This is a genomic window from Dolichospermum sp. DET69, from assembly GCA_017355425.1.
GTDB lineage: Bacteria > Cyanobacteriota > Cyanobacteriia > Cyanobacteriales > Nostocaceae > Dolichospermum.
Genome location: CP070233.1, coordinates 3,614,292 through 3,632,101, shown reverse-complemented (window position 1 = coordinate 3,632,101; position 17,810 = coordinate 3,614,292). Strand labels below are relative to the sequence as shown.

The following is a 17,810-nucleotide window of genomic DNA, read 5'->3' as shown; positions in this document are numbered from 1 at the left end:
ATTCACCACTCAAATAACAATAAAATAAGAACTTAGGGTTAAACAAGTCGCTGTCACCCCAGCTACTAACAGGATAAAACGTTCTTTCGGTTTGAGGGGGGAATCTATGGGTAATTGTCCGTTATATCCACGAGTTACCATTGCCCCATAAACTCTTTCGGCTCTGTCTAATGTGCGGAGAAATAAAGCCCCAATCATAGAAGCACTGGCATAGCGTAGCCATCCTCCTGTACCATTTAAACCTCTTAATTGGGCGCTGCGCTGCATTCGAGTTACTTCTGAGAGTAATATTTCTAAATATTGCCCAGCTAAAATCAAGTTTTCCTTTAATGGTGCGGGTACTGGTAAGCTTTTGAGAGCAATGCCGAAACTATGAGGGGGTAGGGTTAATAAAAAACTATTCATCGTAATTAAACAAATTAGCGATCGCACCAGCAAAAAACTAGCACGCTCCCATCCCAAGGGTAAAGCCACCAAGGATAGAAAAATTAATTCTGTCCCCAATAATCCGCCTAATTTGCGAATGGGTACTTGTAATATGCAAACCCACAAAAGAGCGATCGCCCCATATACAAGCAAATTAGACCAAGCATAATGTTTGAGAAAAGCCGCCCCAATTACAATAATTAGGGATAATTGCAAGCGTAATGGCAAGGAAATTTTAAGCATTCTTCGGTTTAATAACTTTGGCAATTCCAAAAGCTACAGCAAAACACGATGTAGCACCGACTAAACCGGCAATACTAGTCCCAATTTTACCTAAACCCTGAATACTGTAATCAGCTAAAGGTGTGGGGACAATGACGCGCACTTTTGCCCCTAAATCAATAAATCCCAAGTTTTCCGCCACTTTTTCTAAGCCATCTGGCCAAGCGGAAGCAAAAAGAGACAACACACCCGAAATTAGGAAAATACTGACAACGGGAACTAACCAGCCTCTAACTTTGTGTTCTTCACCTGGTAATAAATCGGGACGGGCTGTGGTTAGGTAGGTTAATACACCCCCAGTAATTGCCCCTTCCCCAACACCAATCAAAATATGGACTCCTGCCATGGTGGGTAAAACTATGTTGGCTGGTGCTGTTCCCGAAAGGGCTAATTCAATGGCACAAGCTATGGCGGCAACAACTACACTGACTCCGGCTGCTATGCCTGCTGCTAGGGGTAAACGCCCTTGAGAACCACCAAATAGTCGTTGTAAGGTTTGGGTTAATCCCCACGCAACCCACACGCCGATTACTCCCATGTTTAAAATATTTGCACCCAAGGCAGTGATTCCACCATCAGCAAAGAGGACGGCTTGAATAATTAAAACTGTGGCGATACATAACATTCCCGCCCAAGGACTACCCAAAATAATCGCGGCTAAAGCCCCTCCTAATAAGTGGCCGCTAGTTCCTCCCGCTACGGGAAAATTAATCATTTGGGCGGCGAAAATAAAGGCGGTGGTTAAGCCGAGAATGGGGGCGCGACGAATCCCAAAAGCTGTTTGCGATCGCTCAAAAGCCACGAATAAAGCGGCTGCGCTGGCTAAACTGGTGGCTGCTGCTACTGGAACTGAAATAAATCCATCGGGTATGTGCATGAGGCTGTGTATTTTTTGAATGTGTTTTTTGCAGACTAATCGTAAGTAATATAACGACTAACAAAATTAATAGCAAACTAAAATTTATCTCTTCTGACAATACCCTATTGGTAGATGTTTGGGAATTTTATTTAGGATGTTTTTGTAATTTAAAATACATCAAATCATATATTGTTTTTTTAAATCATTAAAATTTATAAATCTTTATGATATATTCTCATGTTTATATTACAGTCCGGCGTAAGTTAATGAACCATTCCGAATCTGACAAAAAGCTTATGTTGTATTTATTCTAAATTCTAAATTCCGCTTTTGCTTCAATCATCTAAGCGTAAGAGTTTCCGGTAAAAAGCTTTAGAAAAATCGGCGATTTTATTGCGCTTATAGTTTTCCATTAGTTCAATTAAAAAACTAATAAATTCAAAACTTGGCATCTTGACTTCATAAGTTAGTTCAGATTTAGAATCAAACTGCATCTGGCAAATGGTTAAATCTGAGGGTAAGGTGGCATCATTCCAGGAAGCAACGAAGGAAATATTATCACTACCCTCAATTTTGCGGTGTCCCTCTAACTGACATTTTTTATAAAGGGTGATGGCATAGGGTAACAAATTTCGTTTACCACCCGGAATATATGGTAAATAGACGATAGATTGTTGTTGACTTGCAGGTTGGAGTTTATCAAAAGATGTACTATCCGTCATTGTTGTAGATTCCTTAAATTAAGTGATAAATTGCGATTATATCGTTTTTCAGAAAAGGATGTTTGATAGCGAAGCATGGCGTAGCCATAAAGTGATATCAGGTATGATTATTTACCCCCTTAGTTACGGTGTACACACATCTTGGGTATAAACTCAAAATCCTGGGAGATCCTCCTAAATCCTCCTTAAAAAGGAGGACTTTGAGAGGTTTTAGTCCCCCTTTTTAAGGCTACGGTGTACACACATCTCTAGACAGGATGCTAAACGTTATCCGATCCCCCTAAATCCCCCTTAAAAAGGGGGACTTTGAAGAATTTAGCCCCCCTTTTTAAGGCTACGGTGTACACACATCTCTAGACAGGATGCTGAACGTTATCCGATCCCCCTAAATCCCCCTTAAAAAGGGGGACTTTGAAGAATTTAGCCCCCCTTTTTAAGGCTACGGTGTACACACATCTCTAGACAGGATGCTGAACGTGATCCGATCCCCCTAAATCCCCCTTAAAAAGGGGGACTTTGAAGAATTTAGCCCCCCTTTTTAAGGGGGGTTGGGGGGATCTAAACGTTGTGGGGCAACTCTAGAAGACTTGTGTGTACACCGTAGCCCCTTAGAAAGGGGGGTTGGGGGGATCTAAACGTTGTGGGGCAACTCTAGAAGACTTGTGTGTACACCGTAGCCCCTTAGAAAGGGGAGAGTTAGGGAGGGGTAAAACAACATTTAATACACCATGAGGGACTTGTTCATTCATCCTCTACAGCATGAGCTTTTCAGAAATTTTAAATGGTTGCTTCATTTATGCCGCGCTGTATTAGTATTAATTTAAACTTTATAAACATCCTCTTAGAAAAATTATTAGTAATGTCAAGAGAGGTAAGTCAAGAAACTACGATTTAAACTAAAGTTGCTGTTGACTTGAGGGCAAAAATTTTCTCAATTATATCTTCAACTACCTTATCCGGTGTCGAAGCGCCAGAAGTCACACCAACTTTAATTTCTCCCGCTGGTAGCCAGTTTTCTGCAATGGCCAATTCTCCTGTTAATTGCCGATGTTCAATGTTATTAATTGATTGAATCCGTTCCACACAATCAATGTGATAGGAAGGAATATTTCTATCAAAAGCAATTTGTTGTAATTGAGTAGTATTTGATGAATTAAACCCACCAATGACTATCATTAAATCTACATTTTCTTCCACTAATTCCAACATAGCATCTTGACGTTCTTGAGTGGCATCACAGATAGTATTGAAATTTTGAAAATGCTGATTTAACTCTGTTGGTCCATATTTCTGCATCATTGTCCGCTCTAGCATTTTCCCGATTTTTTCGGTTTCATCTTTGAGCATGGTTGTTTGGTTAGCAATCCCTACCCGTTCTAAATCTTGATCAGGATCAAATCCCGCAGAACAGGCTTTAGAAAATTTGGCTAAAAATTCTTCCCGATTGCCACCATTAAGAATATAGTTAATCACATATTCTGTTTCTTTTAAATTCAAAACAATCAAATATTTCCCAGCAAAAGAACTAGTAGCAACGGTTTCTTCATGCTTGTATTTTCCGTGAATAATTGAGGTGTAATCGCCTTTTTTGTGCTTTTCTACTGTGTTCCAAACCTTAGATACCCAAGGACAGGTAGTATCCACAATTTGGCAACCTTTATCATTCAAGATTTGCATTTCTTGAACACTTGCACCAAAGGCTGGTAAAATTACCACGTCACCGCTACCAACAACAGAAAAGTCTTTATTTTTGTCAATGACGGGAATAAATTCTACCTGCATTTCTTGCATTCGTTTATTCACAGAGGGATTGTGAATAATTTCGTTAGTAATCCAAATATGTTCTGTGGGGAAATGCTGACGAGTTTCATAGGCCATGGCTACAGCCCGTTCTACACCCCAACAAAAGCCAAATGCTTGTGCTAATTGAATGGTGACATTACCCCGTTTGAGAGTGTAGTTGCGATCGCGGATTTCCTGAATTAAGTTACTCTGAAACTCAGATTGTAACTGGGTAGCAACTTCCGCTTGATGACCAAAGCCCTTACGATTGTAATTAGCTGAATGTTGGAGGCTGCGTTTAAAAGCTTTTGTATCCATTTGAAATAGACCACTGGTAATTACTATTTTTGATTTTCTCGCGTTTGGAGACGATTTAGATGGAAAATTTGGATTTATATCCTATTTTTTGAATTTATCTTTTCTAATTGAGGTACTTGGCGTGTTACTTGTTGGTTAGTATACATCCTTAAGGCAGTCCGCCAAACTAGATAACCTGGGGGACTCAGATGTAAACCGTCGGTAGTAAAATCTGTCCGAAGATTACCTTGTTTATCGGTGAATAAAGGATGTAAATCCAGATATCTCACAGCTTTTTCAGTAGCAAGATTATTCAATTCCTGATTTAAATTGCGAATCCGAGGATTGGGAATTGCTAGGAGTTTTTCTTTTCCTTCCCAAGTTACCCCCTCCGCACCATGAGGCAAAATTGACTGAATGACGATTTCTGATTGGGGGTGTTTTTTTCGCAAATAACTGATAATTTGCCGATAATTAGCTAAAATTTCCTGATCATCTAGCCCGCGAATCAAATCGTTAATACCCACCATGACGAAAATCACCTCTGGTTGGGTGCGATCAAAGAAATCTAATCTTTGCAATAATCCATTACTAACTTCCCCAGATATACCCTGATTTAGCCAACTTCTATCCTCAGGTAATAACTCTGGTGGAAACCATAAACTTAGAGAATCTCCCGCGAGTATGGTTAATCGCTGGGGATTTTTCCTAGCAGTTATTTTAGCTTCTTGCTTGAGGATATCCAACCATTGGGGATAACTGAGTTTATGACGGGGGCCTAACTCTGGTGCTACATATTGATTTTTCCAATTGAGGTTAACTGGTTCTGGGGAATCGGGGATAGCTGTAGTTGCTAACACAGGGGTTAGTTTTTGCTGTCGCCAAATCAATACGATCACCGCTAACATGAGGATTATATTAGTTAACAGTGCGAAGAGTCCCCAGACAGGAAAAGTTTTTACACGATTAGACACGACTAGAAAACATTACCAATATTGAACTTAATTGTAGATCTAGTGATTGGTAATAGGTAAAAGTTTTTAGCTCTTACCCATTACCCATTACCCATTACCCATTACCCATTACCCATTACCCATTACCTTTTCTACTTATTAGAAATCCGATCTGCAAACTCGGAGTTATAACCTTCTTCTCCGTGTTCGTTGATATCCAAGCCTTGATCTTCGGTTTGATCTGGGACTCGTAAACCAACTGTAGCCGCAATTATTTTGAGAATGATCCAAGTCCCAACAGCCGCAATTATATAGGCTAGGGCGATCGCTCCCAGTTCCACAAATAATTCTCCAAAGTTACCACGCAATACCCCATCTTTACCACCGGCATTAACTTCAGTTGTGGCAAAGATAGCTGTTAAAATTGCGCCTATAGTCCCACCTACGCCATGGACGGGATAGGTATCTAAGGCATCATCAATCTGTAATTTGTGCTTGTAACTCACAGCAAAGAAACAAACGACGGAGGTAATGAAACCAATTAAAATTGCCGCAACAGGTGTGACAAATCCGGCGGCTGGGGTGATACCAACTAAACCAGCTACTGCACCCGTGGCTGCCCCTACAGCGGTGGGTTTTCCCCTTAATGTCGCTTCTAAAATCAACCACATTAATGCTCCGGCGGCGGCTGATGTATTGGTAGTAACAAAAGCTACTGTAGCTACTGTGCCTGCGGATAAGGCACTACCAGCGTTAAAACCGAACCACCCAAACCACAGTAAACCCGCACCTAATAAAATAAAGGGGACGTTGTGGGGAGGACTCAGACGATCTGGATAGTTTTTTCTCGGACCTAGGACCATTGCGGCTACCAATGCCGAAACGCCGGAACTAATATGCACTACTGTACCACCCGCAAAGTCTAAGGCTCCTATACCGCCATATAAACCTAAAAATCCGCCTTTTGCCCAAACCATGTGAGCTAAGGGTGTGTAGATAAAGGTTGACCACAGCACGACAAACAGGCAATATGCCCGGAAACTCATCCGTTCCGCGATCGCTCCCGAAATTAAGGCTGGGGTAATAATTGCAAACATGGCTTGATAGATCATGAATGCTTGATGGGGAATTGTCCCCGCATAGGAAACCACCTCTGCCGGGGCTGAACCCTTCAGATAACCTGTAGTTTCCAAGCCGACACCAATTTAACCCCAACCACTGCAAACCACCAATAAAAGGCAAACCAGGGGCAAAGGAAAGGCTATAACCCCAAAGAACCCAGGTGACTCCGACAATGGCCATTAACACAAAACTCATCATTAATGTGTTAAGGATGTTATGCGATCGCACAAACCCACCATAAAAGAATGCTAATCCCGGTGTCATCAGCATTACTAGGGCTGATGAAATTAGCATAAATGCTGTATCTCCCGTATTCAGATCAGACACGGCTGCTGGAGTCTCGGCTAAAGCATTTCCTGTTAATAAACTTACCAATAGAAAGAGGGTTAAACATCCAACGATGATCAATTTTTTGAACATTGATTTTCTTTCCTCTGGGTCTACGATATTTATCTCAATTAAATACAATTCGTAGTATTTGCTACTTTTTTCTGTCTTAAAAGCTACTTAACTTCTAATGTTCCAGCAAGCTTAACAAAAATCTTATATTTCGTGTGAGTTATATTTACAAAGGCATTTTTTGTCATGCAATATCAGCATCTTGCACTGATACAGCCCTAATTATATATTTTGCCAAAAAATAAAACTCTCTGTATCCCCTATTCTCTATTCCCTGATTCTACGAATCTAACCACTCAGTAATTCAATCTCTGGCAGATTCTTGAACATTGGATTCGGATACAGAGCTAGAAATTAATACAGAGATTGGAGTTGAATTTGCTGCTGATTCCAAATTAGGTATTTCCTGGGGGATTTCCACAGAATTAACTATATGGATATTGCTGACATAGTAACCAAAGATTTTATCATAATTAGAGGCAACTGCTAACAACGCCCCACCTAAAATATATATCGGTAACGGGACAGAAAAACCTCGTAACCACTTAAAAAACTCGGCTAAAGCAAACAGAACAAAAAAGCATACAAGCCAAACTCTCATGATTTTATCTCCTCCATATTAAGTCATCTTTTCACTCATTTTAGTTGAGAGAATGCAGTCCTATCACGAATTATCTGATCTCCCCTAGATCCCCAAATTCTTATTTAGAGACTTCCAATTAAAAAAATATCCCAAAATTTCTTGTGGTGCGGGCATCTGGTCCCCTAATAATACAAGGACGGGCAAGATGCCCATCCCACAAAATTGGATAATCTTTTTTGTGGAGTTCTCTTACTAGAACTTTCTCTAATTTGAATTTCCTCTGCTGTTAATTTGTAAAGTTGATCAACCATTTGATTTGATCCATTTCCGTTTCTAATGCGGTTATATGTCTCGTTGTCTCGTTCCCATACTCTGTATGGGAATGGGTTCAAGAAGGCTCTGCCTTCAATAATACAATGAGGCTCCAGCCTCTATCATGGCATTCCCAGTCAGAGACTGGGAACGAGATAAGAATTTGAATTTTACAAAAAAAACGCAAAAAGAGTAATCTTTTACTTGACAACGAGTTTTAGATATGCTATGATAAAATTGACGAGGAAGAACTATTTGCCAAACAAGCCTACCATTAATGAGTAGGTTGGGTTGAAGAATGAAACCCAACGCTTATCTGTGACTAAAACTTATAACTTAAAAGCTGGATTTCGGTTTTTTCCGGCAAAATCTTGGAGTTAATCGCCACAGAATCATTATTACTTCGGCGGATATTAACACCCTGCATCAAAGTCAGAAAATCATCTACTGGGGAAATGTCACAGACTGCACCATCAGCAGCTTGAGTGCGGTAATGGGTGGGAATGACTAACTTAGGATTTAAGAATTCAATTATTTGTTTTGCTTCTTGGGCATTGTAGGCTTTAGCACTACCTCCCACGGGAATAAATAACACATCGGGGCGACCCATGAGAATTTTTTGTTCTAGAGTAATCGGTGCAGCGGAACCTCCCAAGTGCAATAGATTAATTCCTCCTGGTGTCAATTTCCAAGCTACATTTTTCCCAAATCGTTTTCCATTGTTACGATCATGGTCTGTGGTAATTCCCTGAAACTTAACGCCTTTAAACTCATAGACACCCGGCTGATAGACTAATTTGGGATTTCCTGGGATTTTATCTATTGCACCTTCATCCAACAATTGACTGCTAATTAATACCAAATCTGTGGCAACGTTTGGGGAACGATACTTAGCTGTACAACCTAAAGTTTGAAAGGGATTGATGAGAATTTTGACATTACCATTGGTCAATAAAAAGCAAGTATGACCTAACCACTGAATTGATACACCGCCAGACTGGGCATTTACTGGAACTTGAGTACCTAAATTAGTAACTACAGCCGTTACTAAACCCGCTCCAGCGTAGCCTATCAATTGTCGTCGTTTCATAAAAATGCTCGCTTTACAAAGTTCGCAAAAAATTTCTTAGTAGTTCTTTACCCAAAGCAGTGAGAACACTCTCCGGATGAAATTGGACTCCTTGAATGTGCGGATAGTTCCGGTGTCTCACGCCCATGATTGTGCCATCTTCCACCCAAGCTGTGATTTCCAATACTTCTGGGCAAGTTTCCCTTTCAATAACTAAACTATGATATCTGGTCGCGGTTAAAGGATTTTCTAAACCTTGAAAAATTCCTATTCCTGTGTGGGATACCTGGGAGGTTTTACCGTGCATTAATTCGGGGGCAGAGACGATTTTACCACCGAAGACCTGACCAATACTTTGGTGTCCTAAACACACACCTAAAATGGGTATTTGAGAGCCAAGTTGGGCGATCGCATTTAGGGAAACTCCGGCATCATCTGGACGACCAGGACCAGGGGAAATTACCACTGCATCGGGGTTTAATGCCCTAATCTCATCTACAGTAATCTGATCATTTCGTACCACTTGCAGGTCATTAGCCACTGGAAAATCTACTGCTAATTCTCCAAGATATTGTACTAAATTATACGTAAAACTGTCGTAGTTATCAATGACTAATATCACAATTTTTACCTAATTTCATTTAAAAATATCAAAAACGTTTTCCGAAAACGTCTCTACTCTTCACAATCTAATTTCTAGAAAGTAGATAGGATCAAAATTACTAAAGGAGGCAATATTAATATAGAGGCAACCAGTAATGCTACTAAAGCTGAGATAAGTACAGCACCAGCAGCGCAGTCTTTAGCAACTTTTGCTAACTCATGATAAGACTGTTTGACCGTTAGGTCTACAATTGACTCAATGGCAGTATTCACTAACTCTAAGGTCAAAACTAAACCGCTGGTAATCGCAATTATAGTTACCTCTACTGTTTCTAAACGTAAAAATACACTTAGTCCAATGGCCAAGGCACAGACAGCTACATGAATCCGAAAGTTACGTTGAGTCTGAAAAGCATAGGTAATTCCAGCCCAAGCATACTTAAAACTAACAAATAAATTAGAGGCAATTTGCCAGGAAAGTTCCCTATCTTTAGACACAAGCGTTGGTAAGCTGTTATTGGTTGGTGATGACGAAACTTTTGGAGGCATAGACAAAAGAATACGATATATAAAAGGGTGAGAATTTACGGATTTTTATAGCCAGATCAACTTTGATGGAATTATAGGCTATTTTAAATATCTCAACTATAAATTAATTACCAAGATTCGCCGTTGTCAAGATATATCTAAGAGGATGTTTGAAAAGTTTTGAGCGAATATAATTCGCTACTACACAAGCGAAGTCCACCTGCGTGGACTAACCAAAAACCCAGCTTCTTAACCCACGAAGGTGGGTTTTGTCTGTGTAGCTGCGACTTCCAGTCGCCAGGCTAGGTAACAAATTAGACTTTTCTAACATCCTCTAAGACTCTAAGTTAATAATAATACCTATTTTCTTGAGTAATACAACTTGCTCCTTTAACATTTCTATCAAACTCTCTTCGTCAGGATGATCCCAACCTAACAAATGCAATAAACCATGAGCCGTTAACCAAGCTAATTCTGTAGACAAGCTGTGTTCCTGCTGTTGAGCTTGACGTTGTGCCGTATCTATAGAGACAATAATATCACCTAGATACAAAGGCATCGTAGCCAGCATTTCTTCGCTTTGTGGTAAATCTGCTTCGAGAGAGGCAAAGGCTAAAACATCTGTAGGTTTATCTTGCTGACGATATTGGGAATTTAGGGTTTGCATTTCGGTATCGTTTGTCAAACGCAAGCTGATTTCATAACTAGGTGCAGTTGGCAGATAATCAAGAAGATTTTCCAACCATTGTTGAAACCAGTTTTCCCAGGTTTCCAGAGGAATGGGGTAATTATTACCAATATTGACGGCTATGGGGGAAGAGTCGTCAAAGCAATCTTCTAAATATAATTCTATCTGTAGAGGCACGAATTTTCCTCACTTAGCGGGTAAGATATGCTAAACCCACTAGGACAGATAATAGTCCTACGGCAGTTAGCGCGAAGTGTTGGAGGGATGTGCCACCTTTTCTCACCATGTTTCGCATGGCAAGTTTGACATAGCTGGGTTGGGGGTCTGGAGTAGGAGATTTTTCCATAATTAATTCGCTATTATTTCTTTTATTACTGTAGCAGGTTCTTGGGGAATAGGAGTCGGCTGATAGTGCTGCTGTTGAACTTAAACCAGTTTTTGGTTTTTTTGTTGTGTCTGCATTAGCAAACAATTGTTTTATGCTAAACCAGAGAGTGTTAATGCGGAGCTAATTAGTTCAATCCTAAGCAAGACAATCACGTAAATCGTTAACAGTAATCATCAATGTCATTGGTTCAAGAGGAGACAAATTAAAACCTAAAGCTAAATAAAAATTCTTAGCTTCCTCGGAAATGGCATGAACAATAATTCCTCTAATGCCAATAGTATCAGCAGCGTGAATAACCCGTAGCGCAGCATCACGGAATAAAGCACGTCCTAAACCTTGACTTTGATAAGAATTATCTATTGCCAAGCGTGCTAAAATAATCACTGGAATGGGGTTAGGCATATTTCGCCGGAATTTACCTAAAGCTGATTCTACACTAATTGCTCCAGAAGCAAGGGCATAATATCCAATAACTTTATTGTCAACACAGATGACAAAAGTTCTCGTTGCACTACTGACTTGATTAGTATAAGCTCGACGCTTTAACCAATCATCAAGAGAAGCTATTCCACAGGAAAAATCAGCGCAGGAGTGATGACTAGCTAGGGTTTCAGGTGGTGTTAAGCTCATTCTGAGTCCCAGGGTGCGCTTGTTTGCATAGTTTTACGTAAACGTTCATTAGGTTGGGGTGGTGCATCTAGTAAGGTGATAAATTCGGCATAAGCTTCTGGAGTAGCCCAAAAAATAGTTCGTTCTAGTAAGGTTTCTTCGGCTGCATTCCTCGCTGCTGCTAATATGAAATCAGTTCTATTTTTACCTAGCAATTTGGCAGCCATATCTATCAAATCACGTTCTTCTGGCTTAATGCGTAAATTGAGGGTGTTACGTGGAGTTTTACTGGTCATTGTCGGTTGATTTGGGGTGTTATTCGTGATTCAATTATTTTAGCATTATGTAATGACAACGACATTACAATATTCTGTGGAAATATTTCTATGTTTAATAATAAGTTTATTTGCGCTGTGTCGTATTAGATATATTTTATACTGGTCGTAACCGTTGTTCATAGGAGAATAACAATAAGTTTAGTGTAATTGTTCGTTGATATCTGTAGTTTTGGTTTCTGCCATTAACCAATTCAGGTAATCTTGATTTCCTGTTTCAATGGGTAAAGCTACCACACAAGGTACTTGATAGGAATGTACTGATTTTACCTTTTCTGTCAGTTCTGCAAACAAATCGCGGCGTGATTTCATAATTAAAATTGCTTCTTTTTCTACTTGTAATTGACCGTTCCACCAATAAATGCTTTCCATACCATTAATTATGTTGGCACAGGCAGCAAGACGGGATTCTACTACAGCTTTACCTACATTAAGGGCTTCACTACGATCTTTACAAGTAACGTAAACAAAAATAAATTTCATATTTTGACTATATTATGTTCGTTTTGGCAAAAAATTAATAATTACTAAAATAGATTCAGAAACTCTGTCACAACATCCATCGGACAATTATAACATTCACTAGCATCAAATCTCACGGTACGAATAACATTACGTATCCTATCCCGTCTATAATCTCTAGTTTTTTGTGATGATTGTTGTTAATGAACTCCATCAATTTGTACCTTATTAAATCCTCTAAATTACTTTGTAACTTTTGATAATGCTGACTCAATCCGGTTGGTAAATTCTGATGAACGATGACAGGTGATAATCAATTGTTCCATTGCCCTGGTCATGGCTACATATATTAACCGCGCTTCTTCTCCTAACTCTTGGTTTTCGTTGGGCATATACCCAAGACCAGGAATCAACACTATGGGAAACTCCAAACCCTTAGATGAGTGCATGGTTATTAATTTTATACTTTCTTGGGCAGGGTTATAATTGCGACTATTATTGTTGGCGTTTACCCATTCAATAGGGATGTGCATTTTTTGGAAGTCTTGGAATATGCAATTGCCCATAAAATAACTACGATAAATAATAGCGATTTCGTTCCAGGGTGTACCCCGTTCATGTAATTGTTGCACTCGTTGGGCTAAGTAATCTACCTCTTGTTGGAAACTGGATAGTTTGATTAAATCTGGCATTGGTCCCTGACGGCCAGCGCTCGCAGGTTCTACTAATATCACTTGGTCATCATCCCCGGTCGTGGGTATCATTACTTCCTTAGCAAATTCGTAGGCCACCCCTAACACCTGTTCTGTATTGCGGTAGTTGAGTTTTAAAATGGTGCTGCGTCCCTGTGCCTGAATCCCCACACTTTTAAAGCTAAATTTATTACGTTTACTACCGTATAAGTTTTGGGCATCATCATAAAGTACAAGCAGTGAATTGGTTTCCGGGTTAACCATCTGGGCAATTAATTTTAACCACTCAGGTTTAAAATCATGTCCCTCGTCCAACATCACAGCATCATAAATTCCACTGGGTATTAATTTAGCATCAACAGCATTTATGACTAGATTTACCAGTTCTTCTATGTAAGATTCCCCTTGATATTCTCTAGGGTCAGGTTTGGGGATGTTATATTTCTTGAGTAAATCCATACACCACCCATGAAAGTGTCTTACTTTGATGCGACTAACTTTGCCAGGTTTCTGAATCATGTCTCGTAATTTAGCAGCAAGGGAAACATTAAAACACAGTACCAATATGGGTTTATTAAGTTGTGCCAGATGCTGACACCGAAAGCCTAAAATCATGGTTTTACCTGAACCTGCCACACCATGAATTATTCTATGTCCATCACCTAAACTGCGGGCTAATTGTTCCTGTTGCAAGTCCATAATTTGGAGAATATCTGGAATTTGCAGATGTTGGGGTTCTTCTATTTCTACATCAAATAAAGATAATTGAGTAATTCGTAATTCTGGGAATATATGCCAACGGATTCTATCTATTTGACTGTTGGTTAGGATTTTACCAAAGTTATATGCTAACAAATACCAAAGTCGCTGCTGAAATTCCCCTGCATCGGTACTTGGTAAGATTTCATCTTTGCAAATAACTAAATGTTCCTCAAATACTGTGGGGAGTTCACTATTATTAAAATCTTTGCGGTTAATATTAGTAAAAACCACACCATAACCATAGGGAATAATTAACTTACCTTGATAATCACCTTGTTGAACTAAAGCAGTATCTTTTTCTAACAATTTGTTGACTGCTAAAGCGTAATCTCTGGCTTGTTGTAATGGGTGCTTAACTTCTTTAATGCCATTATCAGTAATTATAGTGAATGTGGAGGGATTGATATTTTGAATTGTGTCCAGTTTCCAGTCTTTAACCTCAAGGATAAACAAACCCCGGCTAGGATGCAAAACTATGAAATCAGGGTGTAATTGTTTTTTACCGATGGGTACGTCATACCACAATAAATAATCATCATCTAGTTTTTCCTCCATGCGCTGCGCTAACCTCCTTTCACCAGGGGTCATTCTCATTGAACAGCTATTAAATGAAGGAATTAGTGTGGACATTGTAATTAGGATAATTTTTAGGGGATAAATGGGTGAGCGATAGCGTACCCTACGGGAAGCAAGCTACGCAAAGCGTCCCGGAGGGAACTAGCGCGACCTAGGAATTGCCAGTTTTCCCTTAATAATTGGTAGAGCGATCGCCTAAGTATCTTCAAAATTAGACTTTTAGATATTGTTTATCTCGATTTGCTTTTACCTCTGCTAATAAAGTTTGTAATGATAGTGGAGGACTTTTTTTAGTATTATTTTCAAGTTTACAGAATCAATTAACTCACATCTTCTAAATATTTTAGTCCCCATTGATATAGCGATCGCATGAGTAAATTATTCAAGTTGAGAGGTGTACCAATTTCTTTAAGTACATCCATCATCAGATTTTTAATGATTGCTGGGGTTTCTGGATATTTCACTGGAAAATCATTATCAGCCCAGATAGCACGAATTTTTTTGGTTGTGATAGATTCACCTTTATGAATTATTTGATTGCGGTTTTGTCGAATCTCATACAAAAGTTTAGACCATTTACTATCTTGATTAAATTTCTTGTATAAACACCAACCTTGCATTAATTCTGCTAATGAGGGGTCATTATTTTTATGCAATGCCCAACCCTTAGTAGTCCAATTTTGTGCAGTTGATTGGATATATAATAATCGTTCTAAAAGCTGTGTAAATTGGATAAATGCAGCCGTATAATTCTCTCGATAAAGACACAGTTCTATCAAAATTGTTGACTCCCAAAGTTTGCTGATATCATTATCTTGCATTTTCTGGAGTTGGTTTTTCCAAGTTTCAATTTGTTCTGACTCAACCAAGTTACTCACATCATTAGAACCCAGCCAATCTTTGAGTTTGCGGTAAAATTCATCATTGGATTCCCAATTACTATATCTTGCTAATAACCCCGCTAATTTATATAATACTGGATGACGATGTTGATGAACAGCTAACCAAAGTTGAGATTCTGAAAAATCGCCTCTTTCCCAAGCTGATTTAATCCGTAATTTTTCCAATGACCAGAAATATTCTGCCATTGAAATTAATGTAAAACTTCGGGAATGATTAGCGGTTACTGAATTATTTTCTAAATTGCTAAACAATTCTTTCGGTTCATCAGGACTAGCGTTAAATACTTGATATTGACGCACTAATGCTGCTGCACAAATTTCTACATTAGAAGCAATTACTGGAGTACATCCTTTGGTTTGTATCCACAGTACAAATTCTTCATTTTTAGTAGGTGAAAAGGCATCAATAGCATCTTTTAATACTAATTGTTCTAGTTCTTCTCTTATTGCATTACTATCACCAGCATCTATTTTTGGTGCATGAATATCAACTCTGATTTCTGGAAATAAACTTTTAATTTTACTTGCCATTAATTCTGCTATCCACAGGGTATCAAGTCTGCGAAATTTCCAGGAAACTGTTTCTGGTTGGTCAGTTGCCCAAAGAATAATATGTTTTAATCCTTGTTTGATTCCTGCTTCAATGATAGTTTTGTCTAACAATAATTCAACATTACTAAAATTACCACCCAACCATTCTTTGCAGTATTCGTAATAACGTTGTCCTAAATCTCTACCACTCCAAGGATAAGTTTTATCACCTTCTTGATGTGTACCCCGTTCTATTCCTAGTTCTTGATAAAGTTGGTTTATATGGGCAGGATACCCAATATTACCATCTGCACCAAAGGAACGAATAATACCATCTTTGCAATGCCACCCTATTTGTCTAGTTCCTACGGTGATGATCAGGGTGTTAACGTGGGTTGTGTTATTTGTTGTTTTCATAAAATATACACTAATTTTTAATTAATTATTTCAGTATTTTCTATTTTTTGATAAACTTCGATGTGTATTTTTTGAAAAATGCTGGCTTGTGAGAGATTCTTAAAAGGTTTTCCTGTGACTAAATTAATGCAGTTAAAAATTCTTTTTTCCCATTGTTCTGAGTTTTTGATATCTGGATTTTTTATATCTTGAGACCAAGCTTTGAAAATATCTTGTTCTGCCAAACCGCCTAAACGGTGGGAAAAACTATTTCTTGCCTTTTTAGCAGAATCCCAAAATGTTTGAAAATCAATATGATTTCTGGTTTCAGGAATAGCCAGATTTAATAAATCTTCTAATAACCATCCTTGCAGATTAACATCTGAATTATTAAAATGTCTTCTTAATGATGGATATTTTTGCAAAATAGAACTTTTAATTGATGGATATCCTTGTTCTCTTTCCTCAACATCATTAGGAAAAGAATCCGCAGCCCACAAATATAATAAGCCTTCAATAGCTCTATAACTGTGTAACATTGCTTCTGTGGTATTTCTTTGTTGAAGGCGAATTACACCTAAATAGGCTTGTTCATAAGCCATCCATAATCTTCCTTCTACTCTGGGTATGTTGGTAGAATTTCTAGCTATTGATAAAAACTGCTGAAATTCCCCTTGATTCCAAACTATTCCAGCTTTTAATAAGTTAGATATTGCTCCAAATTTATTAGGGAATTGTTGAAAATATGGTTCTAGTAATTTATATGTTTCGGCATAATCATAGCTTTCTAATAATTGTAAAGCCTGTTTTTGAGTTCTATCCCAAAGATAATTAGTTCCTAAAAATGGACCAGTATAGTCAGAGGGAATACCATTACGGTTAGCAGTTGGATTTTCTCTAAATTCAAAGAACTGAATGCGATCACCATAAAAACTAAGTCCTGAAATTCTGGCAGCTTCGGAAGTTTGTCCTACTCCTCCTTTCAAACATACCCAAACTGATTGATCTCTATTAACAGTAATTGTATTTTTCCAGATTTTTCGACACCAATTAAACATATCCTCAAAATTAGAGGGGTTAATACCATCCTGACCAAGCGGAATAATAGTAACATTTTCATCAGTAAGATGACTAAATTTGTGGATTATCCATTCTTTAATTAATGCGGCTGAATATAAGGTATCTTTTTCTCTTTGTTTTACTTTTTCATTCTGATCAGTAGCTATTAAATAAACCTTTTCAATGTTTGATGCTTCCTCAATAAATAGTTTACCAATAATTGGTGGTTGGAGCTTGTCTACATATTTTTCAATATTATCTAATAGGTATTTAGTTAAGTCACGAAAAGTTATATTATCCTTTAAGCCTAAATCAGAAATTACTTCTAATTGTTCAGCAATAATTTCTCCGTTTTGGACTCTATCATTACCAATATTGAACCATGCACCAGATGATATTTGAAACATTAAATCTCTAGTGCCGATTGTGGCAATTAAAACTGATTTCATATTTAAGCGAGTTATATTTTGTAG

General features: G+C 38.4%; 17 protein-coding genes and 1 pseudogene. All 18 read right to left on the bottom strand.

The genetic code is table 11. The features are described from left to right. Positions 1 to 9: 9 nt before the first annotated feature. Positions 10 to 669, bottom strand: coding sequence for an energy-coupling factor transporter transmembrane protein EcfT (locus EZY12_16525; protein ID QSX66415.1), 660 nt, complete (start codon positions 667 to 669; stop codon positions 10 to 12). Continuing rightward, the gene (locus EZY12_16520; GenBank protein ID QSX66414.1) at positions 662 to 1,585 is read right to left on the bottom strand and encodes a PDGLE domain-containing protein; all 924 of its coding nucleotides are present in this window, start codon (positions 1,583 to 1,585) and stop codon (positions 662 to 664) included. The genes EZY12_16525 and EZY12_16520 overlap by 8 nt, the downstream gene beginning before the upstream one ends. A gap of 317 nt (positions 1,586 to 1,902) precedes the next feature. Further along, positions 1,903 to 2,289 (bottom strand): hypothetical protein, encoded by a 387-nt coding sequence (locus tag EZY12_16515; GenBank protein ID QSX66413.1) that lies wholly within the window; start codon positions 2,287 to 2,289, stop codon positions 1,903 to 1,905. An 891-nt stretch (positions 2,290 to 3,180) separates the two neighbouring features. Next, positions 3,181 to 4,389 carry a 4-hydroxy-3-methylbut-2-enyl diphosphate reductase gene (locus EZY12_16510; protein QSX66412.1) on the bottom strand — a complete coding sequence of 403 codons (1,209 nt, stop codon included), beginning with the start codon at positions 4,387 to 4,389 and terminating at the stop codon, positions 3,181 to 3,183. Positions 4,390 to 4,463: 74 nt separating this feature from the next. Continuing rightward, positions 4,464 to 5,276 (bottom strand): G-D-S-L family lipolytic protein, encoded by an 813-nt coding sequence (locus EZY12_16505; protein QSX66411.1) that lies wholly within the window; start codon positions 5,274 to 5,276, stop codon positions 4,464 to 4,466. 197 nt (positions 5,277 to 5,473) lie between these two features. Further along, a pseudogene (locus EZY12_16500) lies at positions 5,474 to 6,761 on the bottom strand (ammonium transporter). A gap of 385 nt (positions 6,762 to 7,146) precedes the next feature. Continuing rightward, on the bottom strand, positions 7,147 to 7,443 hold the full coding sequence (locus EZY12_16495; protein QSX66410.1) for a hypothetical protein: 297 nt from the start codon (positions 7,441 to 7,443) through the stop codon (positions 7,147 to 7,149). A 616-nt stretch (positions 7,444 to 8,059) separates the two neighbouring features. Further along, on the bottom strand, positions 8,060 to 8,827 hold the full coding sequence (locus tag EZY12_16490; protein ID QSX66409.1) for an MBL fold metallo-hydrolase: 768 nt from the start codon (positions 8,825 to 8,827) through the stop codon (positions 8,060 to 8,062). A gap of 13 nt (positions 8,828 to 8,840) precedes the next feature. Beyond that, on the bottom strand, positions 8,841 to 9,428 hold the full coding sequence (locus EZY12_16485; protein ID QSX66408.1) for an aminodeoxychorismate/anthranilate synthase component II: 588 nt from the start codon (positions 9,426 to 9,428) through the stop codon (positions 8,841 to 8,843). 74 nt (positions 9,429 to 9,502) lie between these two features. Further along, entirely contained in the window at positions 9,503 to 9,958 is a 456-nt protein-coding gene (locus EZY12_16480) for a diacylglycerol kinase family protein (GenBank protein QSX66407.1), read from the bottom strand. Between the two features lie 313 nt (positions 9,959 to 10,271). After that, on the bottom strand, positions 10,272 to 10,802 hold the full coding sequence (gene ybeY / locus EZY12_16475; protein QSX66406.1) for an rRNA maturation RNase YbeY: 531 nt from the start codon (positions 10,800 to 10,802) through the stop codon (positions 10,272 to 10,274). A 13-nt stretch (positions 10,803 to 10,815) separates the two neighbouring features. Next, complete coding sequence (locus tag EZY12_16470; GenBank protein QSX70704.1) at positions 10,816 to 10,971, bottom strand: DUF3285 domain-containing protein; 156 nt, start codon at positions 10,969 to 10,971, stop codon at positions 10,816 to 10,818. 177 nt (positions 10,972 to 11,148) lie between these two features. Beyond that, positions 11,149 to 11,643: a GNAT family N-acetyltransferase gene (locus EZY12_16465; GenBank protein ID QSX66405.1), complete on the bottom strand. Its 495-nt coding sequence runs from the start codon at positions 11,641 to 11,643 to the stop codon at positions 11,149 to 11,151. Continuing rightward, the gene (locus EZY12_16460) at positions 11,640 to 11,918 is read right to left on the bottom strand and encodes a DUF1778 domain-containing protein (GenBank protein ID QSX66404.1); all 279 of its coding nucleotides are present in this window, start codon (positions 11,916 to 11,918) and stop codon (positions 11,640 to 11,642) included. Before EZY12_16460 ends, EZY12_16465 begins: the two co-directional genes overlap by 4 nt. Before the next feature lie 180 nt (positions 11,919 to 12,098). Continuing rightward, positions 12,099 to 12,440, bottom strand: coding sequence for a divalent-cation tolerance protein CutA (locus EZY12_16455; protein ID QSX66403.1), 342 nt, complete (start codon positions 12,438 to 12,440; stop codon positions 12,099 to 12,101). A 221-nt stretch (positions 12,441 to 12,661) separates the two neighbouring features. After that, a complete protein-coding gene (locus EZY12_16450; GenBank protein QSX66402.1) occupies positions 12,662 to 14,503 on the bottom strand; it encodes an NERD domain-containing protein in 1,842 nt (613 codons plus the stop codon). A 266-nt stretch (positions 14,504 to 14,769) separates the two neighbouring features. Beyond that, complete coding sequence (locus EZY12_16445) at positions 14,770 to 16,299, bottom strand: hypothetical protein (protein ID QSX66401.1); 1,530 nt, start codon at positions 16,297 to 16,299, stop codon at positions 14,770 to 14,772. Between the two features lie 17 nt (positions 16,300 to 16,316). Then, positions 16,317 to 17,786, bottom strand: coding sequence for a hypothetical protein (locus tag EZY12_16440; GenBank protein ID QSX66400.1), 1,470 nt, complete (start codon positions 17,784 to 17,786; stop codon positions 16,317 to 16,319). Positions 17,787 to 17,810: the final 24 nt, after the last annotated feature.

Excerpts from the sequence above, each read along its gene's own strand:
- EZY12_16525 (QSX66415.1), bottom strand. The coding sequence starts at position 669 with ATGCTTAAAATTTCCTTGCCATTACGCTTGCAATTATCCCTAATTATT.
- EZY12_16520 (QSX66414.1), bottom strand. The coding sequence starts at position 1,585 with ATGCACATACCCGATGGATTTATTTCAGTTCCAGTAGCAGCAGCCACC.
- EZY12_16515 (QSX66413.1), bottom strand. The coding sequence starts at position 2,289 with ATGACGGATAGTACATCTTTTGATAAACTCCAACCTGCAAGTCAACAA.
- EZY12_16510 (QSX66412.1), bottom strand. The coding sequence starts at position 4,389 with ATGGATACAAAAGCTTTTAAACGCAGCCTCCAACATTCAGCTAATTAC.
- EZY12_16505 (QSX66411.1), bottom strand. The coding sequence starts at position 5,276 with ATGTTAGCGGTGATCGTATTGATTTGGCGACAGCAAAAACTAACCCCT.
- EZY12_16495 (QSX66410.1), bottom strand. The coding sequence starts at position 7,443 with ATGAGAGTTTGGCTTGTATGCTTTTTTGTTCTGTTTGCTTTAGCCGAG.
- EZY12_16490 (QSX66409.1), bottom strand. The coding sequence starts at position 8,827 with ATGAAACGACGACAATTGATAGGCTACGCTGGAGCGGGTTTAGTAACG.
- EZY12_16480 (QSX66407.1), bottom strand. The coding sequence starts at position 9,958 with ATGCCTCCAAAAGTTTCGTCATCACCAACCAATAACAGCTTACCAACG.
- EZY12_16470 (QSX70704.1), bottom strand. The coding sequence starts at position 10,971 with ATGGAAAAATCTCCTACTCCAGACCCCCAACCCAGCTATGTCAAACTT.
- EZY12_16465 (QSX66405.1), bottom strand. The coding sequence starts at position 11,643 with ATGAGCTTAACACCACCTGAAACCCTAGCTAGTCATCACTCCTGCGCT.
- EZY12_16460 (QSX66404.1), bottom strand. The coding sequence starts at position 11,918 with ATGACCAGTAAAACTCCACGTAACACCCTCAATTTACGCATTAAGCCA.
- EZY12_16455 (QSX66403.1), bottom strand. The coding sequence starts at position 12,440 with ATGAAATTTATTTTTGTTTACGTTACTTGTAAAGATCGTAGTGAAGCC.
- EZY12_16450 (QSX66402.1), bottom strand. The coding sequence starts at position 14,503 with ATGTCCACACTAATTCCTTCATTTAATAGCTGTTCAATGAGAATGACC.
- EZY12_16445 (QSX66401.1), bottom strand. The coding sequence starts at position 16,299 with ATGAAAACAACAAATAACACAACCCACGTTAACACCCTGATCATCACC.
- EZY12_16440 (QSX66400.1), bottom strand. The coding sequence starts at position 17,786 with ATGAAATCAGTTTTAATTGCCACAATCGGCACTAGAGATTTAATGTTT.